Here is a 16,814-nt window from a genome sequence, read left to right on the forward strand (position 1 = left end):
CCTGGCAGGACTCCACTTCGTCGTCTTCTCCATCCTCATGCTTGGAAATGCCGCGTCTCTATTTCAAAGTTCATAACACGCTCTAGGCAGCAATACGCGCCCGATGCCTTACCTGGATAGCAGCACCCAGCCACCGACGCCGGGTTTGTTCCAGCACAGCAAGAACGCGCATTTGCATGTCTCGCCGATCTCTGCACAAGAGCTGGAGCAGGAGCTCCGTGCACGTGAAGCCCAATCGCAAGGAACATCAACTCAGCGCCTTCCGGCAGACCCAGGTCATGAGGATCACCAGCTCTACCGGCAGATCAAGGATGGGGTGCAGAAGCTCGATACCGAACATGGCAGGCAGTGGGATGCATCAAGTGAGCGCATGACCGCCAGCCTGCTTGCGCTAGCGAAAGAGGAAGGACTGTCGCGGGTGGACCATGTCGTTCTCAATACCCCCACGTCCAAGCTGGCCGGCGGCGAAAGGGTCTTCGTCGTGCAGGGCGCTCTGAATGACCCGGCTCACCAGCGTGCCTATATGCCAACCGTGGACGCCGTGCAGACACCAGAGACCCGGTCGTTCGATCGCCTGCAGGCAATCAACCAGACTCAGGCCCAGGCGCGCGAACAGCAGCAGGCGCTGGAGCAGTCCCAGCAAGCCGTCAGCCAGGCTGGTCCGTCGATGACGCGCTGAGTGTTTCGCAACGAGATAACGGGGGAGAAATAACAGTCCCCTAGGACAATAAGGGAGAGGCGTTGGCCGGACTGCTGCAGCGCTGGCAATCCATCGCCTTCTCCCGCGCGTGGGAGAAGGTGGCGCACAGCGCCGGATGAGGGCGGTTGAGGTCGTGCGCTGCATCTGGGGACAACGCGAGACCGCTGCCCCCATCCGCCCTCCGGGCACCTTCCCCCGCAAGCGGGGGAAGGTGGAACGGTCGCGGGAAAAAGGAGGAACCCATGCGGGAAATCGTCTGCACGAGCGCGCAGCGAGATCTTCGGAAACGACAACGGCCGCTGTGTGCGGCCGTTGTCATCACTCAGGCAACCGGGGGCGTATCCCGAATCCCGAAGCTCAATGATCGCTAGAGCGCAAGCCATCCACATCCAGGATCAGCGCCATGCGGCCGTCGCCGATCAGGGTGGCGCCGGCGTAGCCGGGCAGGCCGCGCAGGGCACGGGGCAGGGGTTTGATCACCACTTCCTCGCGGCCGCGGACCTGGTCCACTACCAGGCCGAAGCGGGTTTCGCCAGCCTGCAGCAGCACCACGGTCAGCAGCGGCGGCTGGTCCGCCGTCACGCCCAGCCAGCGGCGCAGGTCGATCAGCGGCAGCGTGTGCGAGCGGCGATCCAGCACGGCGCGGCCGTCGAACCAGCCCAGCGAGGTCTGCGGTGCGTGCAGCACTTCCACCACGCGCGCCAGCGGCAAGGCGTAGACGGCTTCGCCGGCCTGCACCAGCAGGGTCGGCAGGATGGCCAGGGTCAGCGGCACGCGGATCATGAAGCGGCTGCCGCGGCCCAGTTCGGACTGGATCTGGATCTGGCCGCTGAGTTCGCGGATGCGCGACTGCACCACGTCCATGCCCACGCCGCGGCCGGAGATATCGGTGACCTCGGCCTTGGTCGAAAAGCCCGGCATGAAGATCAGGTGCAGGCACTCGTCGGTGCTCAGGCGCGCGGCGGCCTCGGCGTCGATCAGGCCCTTGCCGCGGGCGATCTCGCGCAGGCGCTCGGGGTCGATGCCGGCGCCGTCGTCCTGGATTTCGATACTGACGTAGTCGCCTTCCTGCTGCGCGGACAGGCGCACATGGCCGCTACGCGGCTTGCCGGTGGCTTCGCGCAGGGCCGGCGATTCGATGCCGTGGTCGATGGCATTGCGCACCAGGTGCACCAACGGGTCGGCCAGGGCTTCGACCAGGTTGCGGTCCAGCTCCGTCTCGGCGCCGATCAATTCCAGCTCCACTTCCTTGGACAGGGTGCGCGCGACATCGCGGGCCACCTTGGGGAAGCGCGCGAACACCTTGCTGACCGGCTGCATGCGGGTGCGCATGACGGCGGTCTGCAGGCGCGCGGTGGCGATGTCCAGCGTGCTCACCGCGCGGTCGAGTTCTTCGTCGCGCAGGCGGGTGCGCAAGGTCTTGAGGCGATTGCGCGAGAGCACCAGTTCGCCGATCAGGTTGACGATGGCATCCAGGCGCTTGGTGTCCACGCGCACGGTCTGTTCGGCTTCGGCACCGGCCTTGGCGGCCGCCTTGGGGCCGGCCTTGGTGCCGGGCGCCGCGGGTGCGTGGGCATCATCGTGTGCCGGAGCGGCAGCGGCCTTGGGCGCCGCCTTGACCGCTGGCGGGCCGCTCTTGGCATCGAACTGCGCAATCAGCGTGGCCGGTGCGTGCGGCACGGGTTCGCCCGAGCCCATCGCGTCCAGCATGGCCTGCAGATAATCCAGTGACTGCTGCGCGGCATCGAAGTGATGCGCCTGCAGCACTGCCTGGCCAGAGCGCGCCATGCCCAGGGTTTCCTCGGCGGCGTGGCACAGCTCCACCATGGGCTTGATCGCCAGGAAGCCGGCGCCGCCCTTGAGGGTGTGGAAGCCGCGGAACACCGCGTTGAGCTGGTCGGCTTCGTCTGGCGCCTGTTCCAGCGACACCAGCTGTTCGCCGAGGCGGTCCAGGATCTCCTGGGCCTCGACGATGAAATCGGCAGCAATATCGTCTGGAACGGCACTCATGGTTACAACCCCAATCCGGACAGCAGGTCGTCGGCGTCGTCCTGCGACACCGCGTGACGGTCCAGGCCCTTGACTGCAGGACCGGCAAGACCGCCGTCGTCTTTCTTCGGTTCGGTGTTCTTCGGCGGCAGGCCGAGCGCACCGAAGCCCTCGTGCACGCGCCGCACGATCCCGGCCACGCGGCGGATGATCTGCCCGCTGAGGTCCTGGTAGCTCTGCGCCAGCGACAGCTCGGTGAGGTTATGGCGCATCTTGTCCATCAGCGCGCCCTGGTCCTGATTCAGGCCACCGTCGCGCAGCTGGTTGGCCAGCACGCGGCACTCCTCGACCAGGTCCAGCGTGCGATGGCTGGCCTTTTCGGTCATTTCCACCACGTGGTCCAGGCGCGAGCAGGCATCGTCCAGTTCGCCGGCTTCTTCGGGCAACGTGGGCAATTCGCCCAGGGCTTGTCCGAGTTCGCGGGCGAGCCGGCTCAGGCTCTGCATCATCGGGCGTGTGCGCAGGGCGGCGAGGTGATCGACCTCGCGACGCCAGGCGATCTGGTCACCGCTTTCCAGTGCATCGAGCGCGCTTTGCAGGCGCTCGATCAACGCGGCACGTTCGGCATCGGCTTCCACGGTGGCGTTCATCAGGCGGTCGCCGCCAGACGTTCGAACACCTTGCCCAGCTTCTCTTCCAGCGTCTGGGCGGTGAACGGCTTGATGATGTAGCCGTTCACGCCGCACTGCGCGGCTTCGATGATCTGCTCGCGCTTGGCTTCGGCGGTCACCATCATCACCGGCAGGTGCTTGAGCTTGGCGTCGGCGCGGATGTTGCGCAGCAGGTCGATGCCGGTCATGCCGGGCATGTTCCAGTCCGTCACCACGAAGTCGAACGGGCCCGCGCGCAGCGCAGCCAGCGCGCTGTTGCCGTCTTCGGCCTCTGCGGTATTGGTGAAGCCAAGATCCGCCAACAGATTCTTGACGATACGTCGCATCGTCGAGAAGTCGTCCACGATCAGGATCCGCATGTTCTTGTTCACATCAAGCTCCTAACACGAAAAAAATCAATCGTCATTTTCGACACCGGCATCGGCCAGTTCGAATACCTTGAGGCGGCCGCGCAGACGCACCACGGCCTGGCCATGGATCTGGCACACGCGCGATTCGCTGACACCGAGCACGGCGCCGATTTCCTTCAGGTTCAATTCCTGTTCGTAGTACAGCGACAGCACCAGCTGCTCGCGCTCGGGCAACTGGCCGATGGCCTTGCCCAGCTCGCGGCCGAATTCGCCACGCTCCATCATCTGCTGCGGATTGGGCCCGCCCTTGGCGGTGGTGTCCAGCTCGCCGTGATCTTCGATGCGCGATTCCAGGCTCAGCACCTGGCCGCGCGCGGCATCTTCCATCAGGCGCAGATACTCCGGCAGCGGCATTTCCATCGCGGCGGCCACTTCGGTGGCGGCCGCGGCACGGCCGGTGTTCTGCTCGATCTTGCGCACTGCAGCAGCGGCGTCGCGGGCGCGGCGGTGCACCGAGCGCGGCACCCAGTCGCCACGGCGGATCTCGTCGATCATCGAGCCGCGGATACGGATCGAGGCATAGGTCTCGAACGAGGCGCCCTGTTCGGAGTCGTAGCTGCGCGAGGCCTCGATCAGGCCGATCATGCCGGCCTGGATCAGGTCGTCCACTTCCACGCTCGCCGGCAGGCGGGCGGCCAGATGGTGGGCGATGCGGCGCACCAGGTCGGCGTGCTGGGTCACCACGTCGTTGGCGTTGTTGCGTTGGACGGCACGGTACTGCGCGGTGGCGCTCGTTGCGGTGGCGGTGCTCATGCGGCCACTCCCCGTTGAATGATGCGTTCGACAAAGAACTCGACGTTGCCGCGCGGCACGGTGGGGGCCTGCCAGCGCGAGGTACGGCGTGCGATTTCTGCGATGGCCTGCGCCGACGGACTGGCGGGGTAGGCCTTGATGACGGGTTGCTGGCGCTGTACCGACAGGCGCAACCAGTCGTCCTGCGGCACGTGGCCGAGGTAGTTCAGCGACACATCGCCGAGGAACTTCTCGCAGACGCGCGAGAGCTTGTCGTACAGCAGGCGGCCCTCGTTGGGGTCGCGCACCATGTTGGCGATGATCTGCAGGCGGTCCACGCCGCGTTCGCGCGAGAGCACCTTGATCAGCGCGTAGGCGTCGGTGATCGAGGCCGGCTCGTCGCAGACCACTACCACGGTGTCCTGGGCGGCCTGGCAGAAGGTCAGCACGCTGTCGGTGATGCCGGCGGCGGTGTCGATGACCATCACGTCCAGGTCGCGTTCCAGTTCGGAGAACACGTTGACCAGGCCGATGTGCTGGGCCGGGGCCAGTTCGGCCATGTGGCGGCGACCGGAGGCGGCCGGAACCACCAGCACGCCGCCGGGGCCTTCGATGATCACTTCATCGAGCGTGCAGCGGCCGGCGATCAGGTCGGCCAGGGTGTACTTGGGCGAGAGCCCCAAGACCACGTCCAGGTTGGCCAGGCCAAGGTCGGCGTCCAGCAGCAGCGTGCGTTTGCCCATGTCGGCAAGCGCTACGGCCAGGTTGGCGGAGATGTTGGTCTTGCCCACGCCGCCCTTGCCACCGGTCACGGCAATGGTGCGCACCGGGCCCAAAGGCTCGGGACGGGTCGCCGACAGGGGGAAGGCGTTGGTCAGCTTGGCGTATTCACGCGACTGCATGGTTGTGCTCCGGAGTACAGGGCTTATCGGCAGCGCGCCGCAAATCTTCAAGACGAAGAACGAGACTGGCGGCATTGGCGCGGTGCAGGTCGTCGGGGACCCGCTGTCCGTCAGTCACCCAGGTGATGGGCATTTGGTGATCGACCACCACCGACAAGGCGCTGCCGAAGCGGCCGGTCTCGTCGAGTTTGGTCAGCACCACGCCTTGGGGCTTGGCGTGGGCGAAGCGGCGCACGACCTCGTCAAGGTCGGCGAAATGGGAGTTGGCGGGCAGCACCAGCAGCGAGGTGACCTGCTGGGCGGCGCGCAGCCAGTTCAGCTGGGCGGCCAGGGCGCGGTCGCGCTGGCCCATGCCGGCGGTGTCGATCAGCACCAGCTTGTAGTCGCGCAGGCGGTCCAGCAGCTCGAGCAGGCTTTCGGCGCTGTCGGCCTCGTGCACTGCGATGCCGAGCTGACGGCCGTAGCTATGCAGCTGCTCGCGGCCGCCGACGCGCAGGGTGTCGGTGGTGACCAGGGCCACGTCGCGCGGGGCGTGCTGGGCGGCGAAGCGCTGCGCCAGCTTGGCGATGGTGGTGGTCTTGCCGGCACCGGTCGGGCCGACCAGGGCGATCACGCCGCCGCGTTCCAGCGGGTCGACCGGGGCCACCGGCAGGCGCTTGGACAGCAGGCCCAGCATCAGCCCGCGGCCACGGTGCAATTCGGTATCGGCCGGGATCTGCATGGCGACGTCGCGGGTCAGGCCGGCGTCGAAGCCATAGTCGTCCATCAGTTCCAGCGCCTGCGCACGCACCGGGGAGCCACGCAGGCGCTCGTCGGTGAGGCGGTTCATTTCGCGCTCGATCATCTGCCGCATCAGCGCCAGCTCGCCGCGCAGCTGCTTCAGTTCTTCGTCGTTCTGCGGGATCGGCGCGGCAGCCACCGGCACTGCGGCCAGCGCAGCGGGGGCGGGCGGGGCGACCACGATCGGCGGCAGCGCGGCCGGCGGCAGGATCTGCGGCAGGGCGTCGTCCAGATCGAAATCGGCTTCGTCGTCGAAGGCGTCGTCGTCCTGGTCCTGGGCGGCGTAGGCGGGGGTGGGGGCGGCAACCGTGGCGGCCACGACCGGGGCCGGGGTCGGGGCGGCCTGCACGGCCGGGCGCTGCACCGGGGCGGTGGTCAAAAAGTCGGCGAACAGTTGCTCCGGCACCGCCGACAGCGCGTGTTCCTGGCGCTGCACCACCGGCGCGGCCAGTTCCTGCACGGCCGGCATCGGCGCGGCGCTGCGGATCGGGGTGGCGACCGGGGCCTGGCGCGGCACGCTGGCCGGCTGGCGCAGGGCCATGGCGGCAATCATGTCTTCGGCGGCGCTGGCCACGCGCTGGCGGTGGCTCATTCCGGTCTCGGCAGCCGGCTTCAGCGGGGCGTGGACCGGCGCTGCGGGACGGGCGGCAGCCTGCACCGGCTGGGCCGGAGCCTGCTGCACGGGAGCCTGCTGCACCGGCGCGGCGGCGGCCGGGGTTTCGCGGGCGGTTTCCAGGGCGCGCTGCACCAGCTCTTCGTCGTAGTTGCTGGCGGCGACGATCTCGATGCCTTCGGCGGTACGACGGTTGGACAGGATCACGGCATCCGGGCCGTGTTCCTCACGCACCATGCGGAATGCGGTGCGCATATCCGGGGCGACAAAGCGTTTGATCTTCATGCCAGTTGCCTCCAGGAACGGGACCCGCCGGACGCCGGACGGGTGCGGGTTGAATGTGGGTGTGTTGCCAGCGTCATGAGTTGCCTGTCCCGTGGGTAGTTCCAAGTCCTGCCATCCGCCCCGCAGCGGTGGTGCTGTCTGCGGTCTCGCCAGAGCTAATGCATGCGGTGTGCCAAAACCGCAGCGCTGGATTTCTGGCGCTCGCTCAGGACGCTGGCGCGTGCGGCGGCTTCCCCTGCGGCCCCCATCCGCCCTTCGCGCACCTTCCCCCGCAGGCGGGGGAAGGGAGCGACGTTGGCCTGAAGCTGCTGCAGCGCAGGCAACCGATTGCCTTCTCCCGCATGTGGGAGAAGGTGGCGCGCAGCGCCGGATGAGGGGGCTTCTGGTGCCGTGCGAGTCACACCTGCGGGAACATCGCCAGGCGGCTGCCCCCCATCCGCCCTTCGGGCACCTTCCCCCGCAGGCGGGGGAAGGGAGCGGTTGGTCCGACACGCCGCTGCAGCGCTGGCAACCGATTGCCTTCTCCCGCGTGTGGGAGAAGGTGGCGCGCAGCGCCGGATGAGGGGGGCTCCCGGTGCCGTGCGAGTCACACCTGCGGGAACATCGCCAGGCGGCTGCCCCCATCCGCCTTTCGGGCACCTTCCCCCGCAGGCGAGGGAAGGGAGCGGTTGGTCCGACACGCCGCTGCAGCGCTGGCAACCGATTGCCTTCTCCCGCGTGTGGGAGAAGGTGGCGTGCAGCGCCGGATGAGGGGGGCTCCCGGTGCCGTGCGAGTCACATCTGCGGGAACATCGCCAGGCGGCTGCCCCCATCCGCCTTTCGGGCACCTTCCCCCGCAGGCGAGGGAAGGGAGCGGTTGGTCCGACACGCTGCTGCAGCGCTGGCAACCCATCGCCTCCTCCCGCGTGCGGGAGAAGGTGGCGCGCAGCGCCGGATGAGGGGGCTCCTGGTGCCGTGCGAGTCACACCTGCGGGAACATCGCCAGACGGCCGCCCCCCCCATCCGCCCTTCGGGCACCTCCCCCCGTAGGCGGGGGAAGGGAGAGGCGTTGGTCCTTAGCTGATCGTGCCGACGAGCTTCAGGCGCTTGTCTTCCGGCACTTCGCTGTAGGCCAGTACCGACAGGCTCGGCACGCTGTGGCGGACCAGGCGGGCCAGGGCCGCGCGGACCTGGCCGGGGACCAGCACCACGGCCGGTTCGTTGCGGGCTTCCTGCTTGCCGACGCAATCGGCCAGGCTCTGGTGCAGGCGCTCGGCCAGGCCGGGCTCCAGCGCCACGCCGTTGCCGTGGGTGGATTCCTGCAACACGCGCTCCAGTTGCGGGGCCAGGGTGAACACCGGCAGCTCGGCTGACATGCCGGCAATTTCCTGCACGATGAAGCGGCCCAGCGAGGTGCGTACCGCGGCGGTTAGGGCGGCCGGGTCCTGGCTGTGCGGTGCATGCTCGACCAGCGCTTCGACGATCTTGCGCAGCTGGCGTACCGGAATGCGCTCGATCAGCAGGTTCTGCAGGACCCGCACCACCACCGACAGCGGCAAGGCCTTGGGGGTGAGGTCTTCGACCATCTTCGGCGCGGTCTTGCCGAGGGTGGCCAGCAACTGCTGCACTTCCTCGTGGCCGAGCAGTTCCGGGGCGTGTTCGCGGATCAGGTGCGACAGGTGGGTGGCGACCACGGTGGCCGGGTCGACCACGGTGTAGCCCATCGATTCGGCATAGGCGCGCTGATGCGGCTGGATCCAGGTGGCATCCAGGCCGAACGCCGGGTCCTTGCCGGGGATGCCGTCCAGCTGGCCGAGCGCACCGCCCGGGTCCAGTGCCAGCTCGCGGTCGGGGTGGATCTCGGCGGTGGCCACCGGCACGCCGTGCACCAGCAGCCGGTAGGCGTTGGCCGACAGTTCCAGGTTGTCGCGGATATGCACCGGTGGCACCAAAAAGCCGATGTCCTGGGTGAGCTTGCGGCGCACGCCCTTGATGCGCGCCATCAGTTCGCCGCCCTGGTGCTTGTCCACCAGCGGGATCAGCCGGTAGCCCACTTCCAGGCCCAGCGGGTCGATCGGGCGCAGTTCGTCCCAGCTCAGTTCGGCGCTGGCCTGGGCGGTGGCGGCGGTGGCAGCGGCCTGCGGATCGGCGGCGGCATCGCCGGCGGCCGGCGCGGCCAGGCTGCGCTTGTACATTTTCCAGGCGATCACGCCCAGGATCAGGCCCAGCGTCAAAAACGCGACGTTGGGCATGCCCGGCACCAGGCCGACCAGGCCCAGGATGGAGGCGGCCACGGCCAGGGCGCGGTGCTGGCCGAACACCTGGCCGATCATCGCCCCGCGCATGTCCTGCGCACGCGAGGCGCGGGTCACCAGCAGGGCGACCGAGGACGACACCAGCAGTGCCGGCAGCTGCGCCACCAGGCCGTCGCCGATGGACAGCAAGGTATAGGTGGAGGCCGCATCCACGAACGACATGCCGTGCTGCAGCATGCCCACGGCCATGCCGCCGACCAGGTTGATGAACAGGATCAGGATGGCGGCGATGGCGTCGCCGCGGATGAACTTGTTGGCACCGTCCATCGCGCCGTAGAAGTCGGCTTCTTCGCGCACTTCCTCGCGGCGGGCCTTGGCCTCCTCGCGCGTCAGCAAACCGGCGTTGAGGTCGGCGTCGATGGCCATCTGCTTGCCGGGCATGGCGTCCAGGATGAAGCGCGCGGTCACTTCCGACACGCGCCCGGCCCCCTTGGTGATGACCACGAAGTTGATGATGGTCAGGATCGCGAACACCACGATACCCACCGCGTAGTTGCCGCCGATCACGAACTGGCCGAAGGCCTCGATCACCTTGCCGGCCGCGGCGTGGCCGTCCTGGCCGTTGATCAGGATCACGCGGCTGGAGGCGACGTTCAGCGCCAGCCGCAGCATCGTGGTCATCAGCAGCACGATCGGGAAGATGGTGAATTCCAGCGGGCGCTGCACGTACACCACCGCCAGCAGCACCATCAGCGAGATGGCGATGTTGAAGGTGAACAACGCATCCAGCACCGGCGCGGCCAGCGGCACCATCAGCATGGCCAGCATGGCCATCAGCGCCAGCGGGGCGCCCAGGCCGTTGCGCAGCAACTCCATGATGCGCCGTGCATTCATCGGGGCGGGCTGGGCGCTCATGCGCTGGCCCCCTTGCCGAACTCATCCACGTCCAGCGACGGCAATTCCGGCATCGGGCCGCCGTTCCACCCGCGCAGCTGGTAGACGTAGGAGAGCACCTGGGCCACGACCGAATAGAGTCTCACGGGAATTTCCTTGCCGATTTGGGCTTCCCTATACAAGGCGCGTGCCAAAGGCGGGGCGGTGACGATGGCCACCCGGTGCTGCTCGCCGGTTTCGCGGATGCGGAAGGCCATTTCGTCCACGCCCTTGGCCACCACGATCGGTGCGCGCATCTTGCCGCCCTCGTACTTGAGCGCCACTGCGTAGTGGGTCGGGTTCATCAGCACCACGTCGGCCTTGGGCACCGCCTCCATCATCTGGCGCTGCGACATCTGCATCTGCATCTGGCGGATGCGGCCCTTCACCTCCGGGCTGCCCTCGCTTTCCTTCATCTCGCGCTTGATCTCCTCGCGCGTCATCTTCAGCTTCCGCATCCAGTTCCATTTCTGGTAGGGCGCGTCGATGGCGGCCAGCAGCACCAGCGCGCCTGCCGTGTAGAACAGCAGGCTCTTGGTGAAATCCAGGCCATTGCCGACTGCCTGTTCCAGCGGCTGGTTCACCAGCGCGCGCAGGCCGTGCAGGCCCTTGGAGATGCACAGCCAGGCAGCCAGGCCGACGAACAGCAGGCGCAGCACCGACTTGACCAGCTCGGCCAGGCTATTGCTGCCCCACATGCGCTTGACCCCATTCATCGGGTTGAGCTTGTTGAGGTCGGGCATCAGCGCCTTGCCGGAGAAATGCATGCCGCTCATCAGCAGCGGCCCGGCCAGGCCGGCCAGCAGGCAGACGCCGATCAGCGGCAGCATCACCCACATCAGCTGCAGCAGCAGGTCGCCGAAGTGGCCGAACAGCGCCATCGGGTTCTCGCGCATCTTCGGGTCCGGGCTGAGCGCGGTCTTCATCCACACCGCCGCGCCATCGCCGATGCCGCCGGCCAGGGCCATCAGGCCGAACACGCCGGCGCCGAATACCGCGGCAGTGGACAACTCGCGCGATTGCGGGATGTTGCCTTGCTCACGGGCCTCGCGCAGGCGTTTTTCGGTGGGAAGCTCTGTGCGCTCGCCGCCGTCTTCGGACTCGGACATGGAGATGCCGGTGGGGGATCAGCCTGGGCTGATGCAAGCGGTGTTCCAGAAGCGGGATTTGGGAGTCGGGATTTGGGATTCGTAGGAGCGGTTGGCTGCGGGCTGATCGGGACGCGGCTGACGGGCCGAATGGATGATGCCACGTCGTGCTCGGGGCGTGGCGCCTTGGGGCCTGGCTCAGCTGGCCAGGCGTCCTGGGCCGTCGCGTTGGGCGACGACCAGGGCGATGAAGTGCTCGGCCGGCATCGGGCGGCCCAGCAGGTAGCCCTGCAGCTGGTCGCAGCCCAGGCGTTCGAGGGTGTTGCGCTGGGCGGGGGTCTCCACGCCTTCGGCCACCACCTGCAGGCGCATGGTGTGGGCCAGCGCCACCACCGCGGCCACGATGGCGATGTCTTCGGCGCCGTTGTCCATGGCCTGCACGAAGCTGCGGTCGATCTTGAGCTCGTGGGCGGGCAGCTTGCGCAGGTACAGCAGATTGGAATAGCCGGTGCCGAAGTCGTCGATGGCGATGCGCACACCCAGCGCATTGAGCTGCCCCAGCGTGCGCAGGCAGGTATCGGCATCGCGCATGGCCATGGTCTCGGTGATTTCCAGGGTGAGCTGTCCGGGGGCGATGGCGTGGCGGTCCAGCGTGGTCGCCACTTCCTCCAGCAGGCTGGGCGAGGCGAGCTGGGTGGCCGACAGGTTCACCGCCACCCGCCAGTCGCCGTGGCCGGCCTCGCGCCAGGCGCGCATCTGCCGGCAGGCCTGTTGCAGCACCCAGCTGCCGAGCGGGCCGATCATGCCGCTGCGTTCGGCCAGCGGAATGAAGCTGTCCGGCGGCACCAGGCCGCGCTCGGGATGCTGCCAGCGGATCAATGCCTCGGCACCGAGCGGGCGGCCGTCGTCGGCGCTGTACTTGGGTTGGTAGTGCAGCACGAACTGGCCCGATTCCAGCGCACGCGGCAGGTCCTGCAGCAGTTGCAGCCGCTCGCCGGTGGTGCCGGTCATCGAGCGCTCGAAGAAGCTGTAGCGGTTGCGGCCGGCCTGCTTGGCGTGGCCCATTGCCGCGTCGGCATGGGTCATCAGCTGGTGCTCGCTGCCGGCGTCTTCCGGATACAGCGCGATCCCGATGCTGCTGCTCAGACGCAGTTCGTGGTCGCCGACCAGGAACGGCACCGCCAGCGAGCGCAGCAGATGCCCGGCGGTCGCGGCGGCGTCTTCCGGGTCGGCGATATCGACCACCAGCACGAACTCGTCCGCGCCCAGGCGCGCAAGGCTGCCGTGCGCGCTGCGGTGCGCGCTCAGACGCTCGGCCACCACCACCAGCAGGCGGTCGCCGAACTGGTGGCCATAGCCGTCGTTGACCACCTTGAAGCCGTCCAGGTTGATCAACATCACCGCAAAGCGCTGCCCATCGCGCTGCGCGCGTTCGATGTTCTGCAGCACATGCTCGTGCAGCAACACGCGGTTGGGCAGGCGGGTGAGCGGGTCGTGCAGGGCGGCCAGGGCCAGGTCGGCGTTGGCCTGTGCCAGCGATTGCGCCAATACGTCGGTACGCTGCTGGTAGCGGCGCGACAGCACCGAGATCACCAGCGCCAGGATCAGCAGGCCCAGCGTCACCGCGATGACCAGCGCGGCCAGCCACGACAACGGCAGATGCGCTCCGGCGGCGGCACCGCAGATGCTGCCCGGCGCGAACTGCGCGGCGGCCATGCCGGTGTAATGCATGCCCACGATGGCCACGCCCATGATCAGGGCGGCGATCAGGCGCAGGCTGTAGCGACGGCCTTCGTGGCGCAGCCGGAACGCGATCCACAGCGCGGCGGCGGAGGCGCCGATGGCGATCGCGATCGACAGGCCGAACAGCAACGGGTCATAGGTGATGGCCGGCGCCATGCGCAGCGCGCCCATGCCCATGTAGTGCATCAGCGCGATGCCCAGCCCCATCAGCACGGCTCCCAGGCCCAGCCGCAACCAGGGCAGCTGGGGCTGCGAGGTCAGCCACAGCGCCAGTGCCGAAGCCAGCACGGCCGCCAGCATCGAGTACGCGGTCAGTGCCACGTCGTAGCCCAGCGGAATGGGCAGGCGGAAGGCGAGCATGCCGACGAAGTGCATCGACCAGATGCCGATGCCCATGGCGATGGCACCGCCCACCAGCCAGGCAGCGGCGATCCCGCCGCGACTGGCGCAGGTGCGTGCGGCCATGTGCAATGCCGTGTAGGAGGCCATCACCGCCACCAGCAGCGACAACAGCACCATGCCAAGGTTGTAGGTTGCGACCACCCATCCAGTTCCAGCGCCGACAGATGCGCTTGCTCAAGGAGCTAGCGACCCGCTGCGTGTGTTCTTGAGGTCGTCTACCGCAACGCTGTGGATCAGGCCACGGAAACTTCAGGTTCTTCCGGTTCGATACGGTTGCGGCCGTGGCGCTTGGCCCGGTACAGCGCCTCGTCCGCGCGAGCCAGCAGGGTGGCGGCGGTGTCGCCGACGCGGAACCACGACACCCCGATCGAGCAGGTCACCTGCAGCGGACGCGCGGCGCCCACGTCGTAGGGCGGCAGGCTGATCGCTTCGTGGATCGCGCGCAGCCGGTGCTGGCTCTGCCGATGCATGCCGGGCAGCAGTAACAGCAGTTCTTCGCCGCCGTAGCGGCCCACCTTGTCCGAATCGCGCAGGCAGGCGGTGAGCCGCGCGCCGACCTTGGCCAACACCGCGTCGCCGACCAGATGGCCGTGCTCGTCGTTGACCTGCTTGAAGTGGTCCAGGTCGATCAGCACCACCGCCAATGGATGCTCGGCATGCGCGCAGGCCTGCAGTTCCTCGGTCATCGCCTCGAGCACGCCGGAGCGGTTGAGCAGGCCGGTCAGCGCGTCGTGGCTGGCCTTCAGGGCCAACGCCGCGCGTGCGCTTTCCAGGTCGCGTTTTTCCCGCTCCAGCTGATAGGTGCGTTCGGCCACCAGCTCGGCCAGCATGCGTTCGCGGGCCACCAGGTGGCGGTGGCGCCAGCTCCACAGCCCGATCAGCAGGCCGCCGCCGATCAGCAGGTACAGCGCGATCGCCGGCGGACTGCGCCACCACAGCGGCGCCACCGCGAAGGCCAGGTCCACCACCGGCGAGGCGGTGCGCCGGTAGCGGTCCAGCACCTGCACCTGCAGGCGGAAGTGCCCGGCCGGCAGCGGCGGCTGGTCGATCGACAGGTCATCGCTCTGGATCCATTCCTCGTGCAGGCCGAGCAGGCGATAGCGCACGGTCAGCCTGCTCGGGTCGTCGTAGACCTCCATCGTCGACAGTTCGATATGCAATGGCTTGTCGCTCCAGCCCAGCAGTTGCCCGCTGCGGATCGGCTCACCGCCGCGGCTGACGCTGTCGATGCGTACGCTGGGCTGGCGCTGGTCGAACAGCCGGGCCGGGTCGTGCAGATGACTGACCCCGCGCGCGGTGCCGATCCACACCGAGCCGTCCGGATCTTCGGCGAAGGCCGCTTCGGAGACATCGTCCCACAGCAGGCCCTGCGACTGCGACAGATGCGCCCAGTGCTCGCCGTTGTAGACCTCCACGCCGCGGGCATGGCCGACCCAGACCCGGCCGACGCTGTCGCCGCGCAGCAGATACACCCCGACATCGCGCAGCGCTTCGTCGCTGATCGCCTGCAGGTCCAGGCCATCGGCGAGCAACATGCCGTGCCAGACGCCGGGCCGATAGAACGCCAGCCATACTTCGCCGCTGTCGCTGATATGGAATTTGCTGATCCAGGGGTCGGCATCGCCGCCGTTGACCTTCACCCGCAGCTTGGACCAGCGCTGGCCCTGCAACCGGAACAGGCCATTGGCACTGGAGATCCAGAGCGTGCCGTCAGCGGTCTGCTGGATGTCGGTGTAGGCGATGGTGGGCATATCGGCCACCGCCTGCGGCACGCCGCCCTCCAGCGGCTGCTCGATCACGAACAGGCCGCCAGCGGTCAGGATCCACAGCCGGCCCTCACGATCGCTGTGCAGGCGCCGGGCGGTGCGGGGCAGCCTGGCGACCGCGGTGCTACGGCCATCGGGCCAGTTGCGGCGCAGGAACCCGGCCGAATTGATCGTCCACAGGCTGCCGTCGGCGCTGCGCGCCATGCCCACGATCTGGATGCCCGACTCCGGCAGGGCCGGCACGAAGCGTCCGCCCGGGGTGTCCTTGCGCCCGGCGCCGTGTTCGTTGCCCACCACCAGCGCACCGTGCGCATCGCGTGCGATCGACCAGGTCGGCGCGGCCGGCATGCCTTGCGAAGCGTCCCAGTTCTCGATCCATTCGTAGCCGGCCCAGCGCACCAGGCCTTCGCCGTCCACGGTCATCCAGACATCGCCATCGCGGTCCACCACGATCGCATCGCTGCTGCCCGGCGGCAGCCCGTTGCCTGCGCCGAAGCTGCGCCAGTGACCGTTTTCCCAGCGCGCCAGGCCATCGTTGCGACGGACCAGGACGCGTCCCTCGCGGTCCATCACCAGCGGCGCCTGTTGCCCGACGGTGGTGCCGTCCAGCAGCGGCAGCGGTCGCACGCTGAAGCGGCTGGCACCGGCCGCGCGATACAGCAGGGTGCCGGCGCCACGCACCCACAGCGCACCGTCGCGATCGCGCAGCACGCTGTACCAGCGATCGTCGGGGACGCCTTGCTCGGGGCCGTAGACCTGCACCTTGCGCTGCGCATCGATGGCGCACAGCTTGTGCGCGCAGCCTGCCCACAGCGTGTCGCCGTCCACCGACAGGCTGATCACCTTGGACAACTCGGGCACCTTGACCCGGGTTGCGGTGTCCAGCAGCGGCTCGCTGTGCCAACGGCCGTTGGCGCGTTCGCTCAGGCGTTCCAGGGTGCCGCCGTTGGCCAGCACCGTGCCCCAGGACAGGCTGGCCAGCAGCATGCCGTCCTGCAGGTGTTCGGCCTCATCGCGCGCCAGTTTGCGAAAGCCGCGCTCGTCGCCCACGAACAAGGCCTGGAATCCAGCCACCCACAGCCGCCCGTCGGGCGCTTCGCTCATCGCGGTGATCGGTTCGTTGCGCAGGCCGTCCAGCACAACCTGCTGGAACAGACGGCCGTTATAGCGATACAGCCCGCTTTCGGTGCACACCCACAACAAGGTGTTGCGGGATTGCAGCAGGCAGGTGCCCGCCAGGCCGAGCAGGCCCTGGTCGTGCGCATAGCGGCGGATGCTGGCGCTTTGCGCGCTGGCCAGTTCCGACAACGACAGCAACGCCACCAGCAGCACCGCAGCAAACGATGCACTCCGGCCCGGCGACCTCCGTTGGCGCTGCAAAAACCCCACGAGCGTTGCTGTCTCCCACGCATCGGTGTGTGCGGTCCGCGCCCCTCGCGCGGTGTCTCACGCTTGCCATGGGCGGCCCCATCGCAGGCCGCGATATAGCGACTAGCGGCTGTTCACGCGGTTTACTTTAATTGCATGCGGCAATCAATTGACGCGATGAATCGGCGAGCGCAACCG

The 16,814-nt window shown here is 68.2% G+C and carries 10 protein-coding genes and 1 pseudogene; 1 reads left to right on the top strand and 10 read right to left on the bottom strand.

What is annotated here, in order from left to right; all coding sequences use genetic code 11:
* Positions 1-82: 82 nt before the first annotated feature.
* Positions 83-679, top strand: a pseudogene (locus XcodCFBP4690_RS11450) (XVIPCD domain-containing protein); the annotation flags it as partial.
* A gap of 378 nt (positions 680-1,057) precedes the next feature.
* Here the strand turns inward: XcodCFBP4690_RS11450 and XcodCFBP4690_RS11455 are convergent.
* The 10 genes from XcodCFBP4690_RS11455 to XcodCFBP4690_RS11505 form a co-directional block, all read right to left on the bottom strand.
* Positions 1,058-2,710 carry a chemotaxis protein CheA gene (locus XcodCFBP4690_RS11455; RefSeq protein ID WP_104541060.1) on the bottom strand — a complete coding sequence of 551 codons (1,653 nt, stop codon included), beginning with the start codon at positions 2,708-2,710 and terminating at the stop codon, positions 1,058-1,060.
* Between the two features lie 2 nt (positions 2,711-2,712).
* On the bottom strand, positions 2,713-3,339 hold the full coding sequence (locus tag XcodCFBP4690_RS11460; protein ID WP_104541061.1) for a protein phosphatase CheZ: 627 nt from the start codon (positions 3,337-3,339) through the stop codon (positions 2,713-2,715).
* The gene (cheY, locus tag XcodCFBP4690_RS11465) at positions 3,339-3,731 is read right to left on the bottom strand and encodes a chemotaxis response regulator CheY (protein WP_014507662.1); all 393 of its coding nucleotides are present in this window, start codon (positions 3,729-3,731) and stop codon (positions 3,339-3,341) included. The genes XcodCFBP4690_RS11460 and cheY overlap by 1 nt, the downstream gene beginning before the upstream one ends.
* A gap of 24 nt (positions 3,732-3,755) precedes the next feature.
* The gene (locus XcodCFBP4690_RS11470) at positions 3,756-4,523 is read right to left on the bottom strand and encodes an RNA polymerase sigma factor FliA (RefSeq protein ID WP_104541062.1); all 768 of its coding nucleotides are present in this window, start codon (positions 4,521-4,523) and stop codon (positions 3,756-3,758) included.
* The gene (locus XcodCFBP4690_RS11475) at positions 4,520-5,404 is read right to left on the bottom strand and encodes a MinD/ParA family protein (protein ID WP_010374294.1); all 885 of its coding nucleotides are present in this window, start codon (positions 5,402-5,404) and stop codon (positions 4,520-4,522) included. Before XcodCFBP4690_RS11475 ends, XcodCFBP4690_RS11470 begins: the two co-directional genes overlap by 4 nt.
* Positions 5,391-7,082: a flagellar biosynthesis GTPase FlhF gene (gene flhF, locus XcodCFBP4690_RS11480; RefSeq protein ID WP_104541063.1), complete on the bottom strand. Its 1,692-nt coding sequence runs from the start codon at positions 7,080-7,082 to the stop codon at positions 5,391-5,393. Before flhF ends, XcodCFBP4690_RS11475 begins: the two co-directional genes overlap by 14 nt.
* A gap of 1,055 nt (positions 7,083-8,137) precedes the next feature.
* Positions 8,138-10,210, bottom strand: a complete 2,073-nt coding sequence (gene flhA / locus XcodCFBP4690_RS11490) for a flagellar biosynthesis protein FlhA (RefSeq protein WP_208622730.1) — start codon at positions 10,208-10,210, stop codon at positions 8,138-8,140.
* A 17-nt stretch (positions 10,211-10,227) separates the two neighbouring features.
* On the bottom strand, positions 10,228-11,358 hold the full coding sequence (gene flhB, locus XcodCFBP4690_RS11495; RefSeq protein WP_104541066.1) for a flagellar biosynthesis protein FlhB: 1,131 nt from the start codon (positions 11,356-11,358) through the stop codon (positions 10,228-10,230).
* 177 nt (positions 11,359-11,535) lie between these two features.
* Positions 11,536-13,623, bottom strand: a complete 2,088-nt coding sequence (locus XcodCFBP4690_RS11500; RefSeq protein ID WP_104541067.1) for a putative bifunctional diguanylate cyclase/phosphodiesterase — start codon at positions 13,621-13,623, stop codon at positions 11,536-11,538.
* 92 nt (positions 13,624-13,715) lie between these two features.
* Positions 13,716-16,637 carry a ligand-binding sensor domain-containing diguanylate cyclase gene (locus tag XcodCFBP4690_RS11505; protein ID WP_104541068.1) on the bottom strand — a complete coding sequence of 974 codons (2,922 nt, stop codon included), beginning with the start codon at positions 16,635-16,637 and terminating at the stop codon, positions 13,716-13,718.
* Positions 16,638-16,814 lie beyond the last annotated feature (177 nt).

The organism is Xanthomonas codiaei, assembly GCF_002939785.1.
Lineage (GTDB): Bacteria > Pseudomonadota > Gammaproteobacteria > Xanthomonadales > Xanthomonadaceae > Xanthomonas > Xanthomonas codiaei.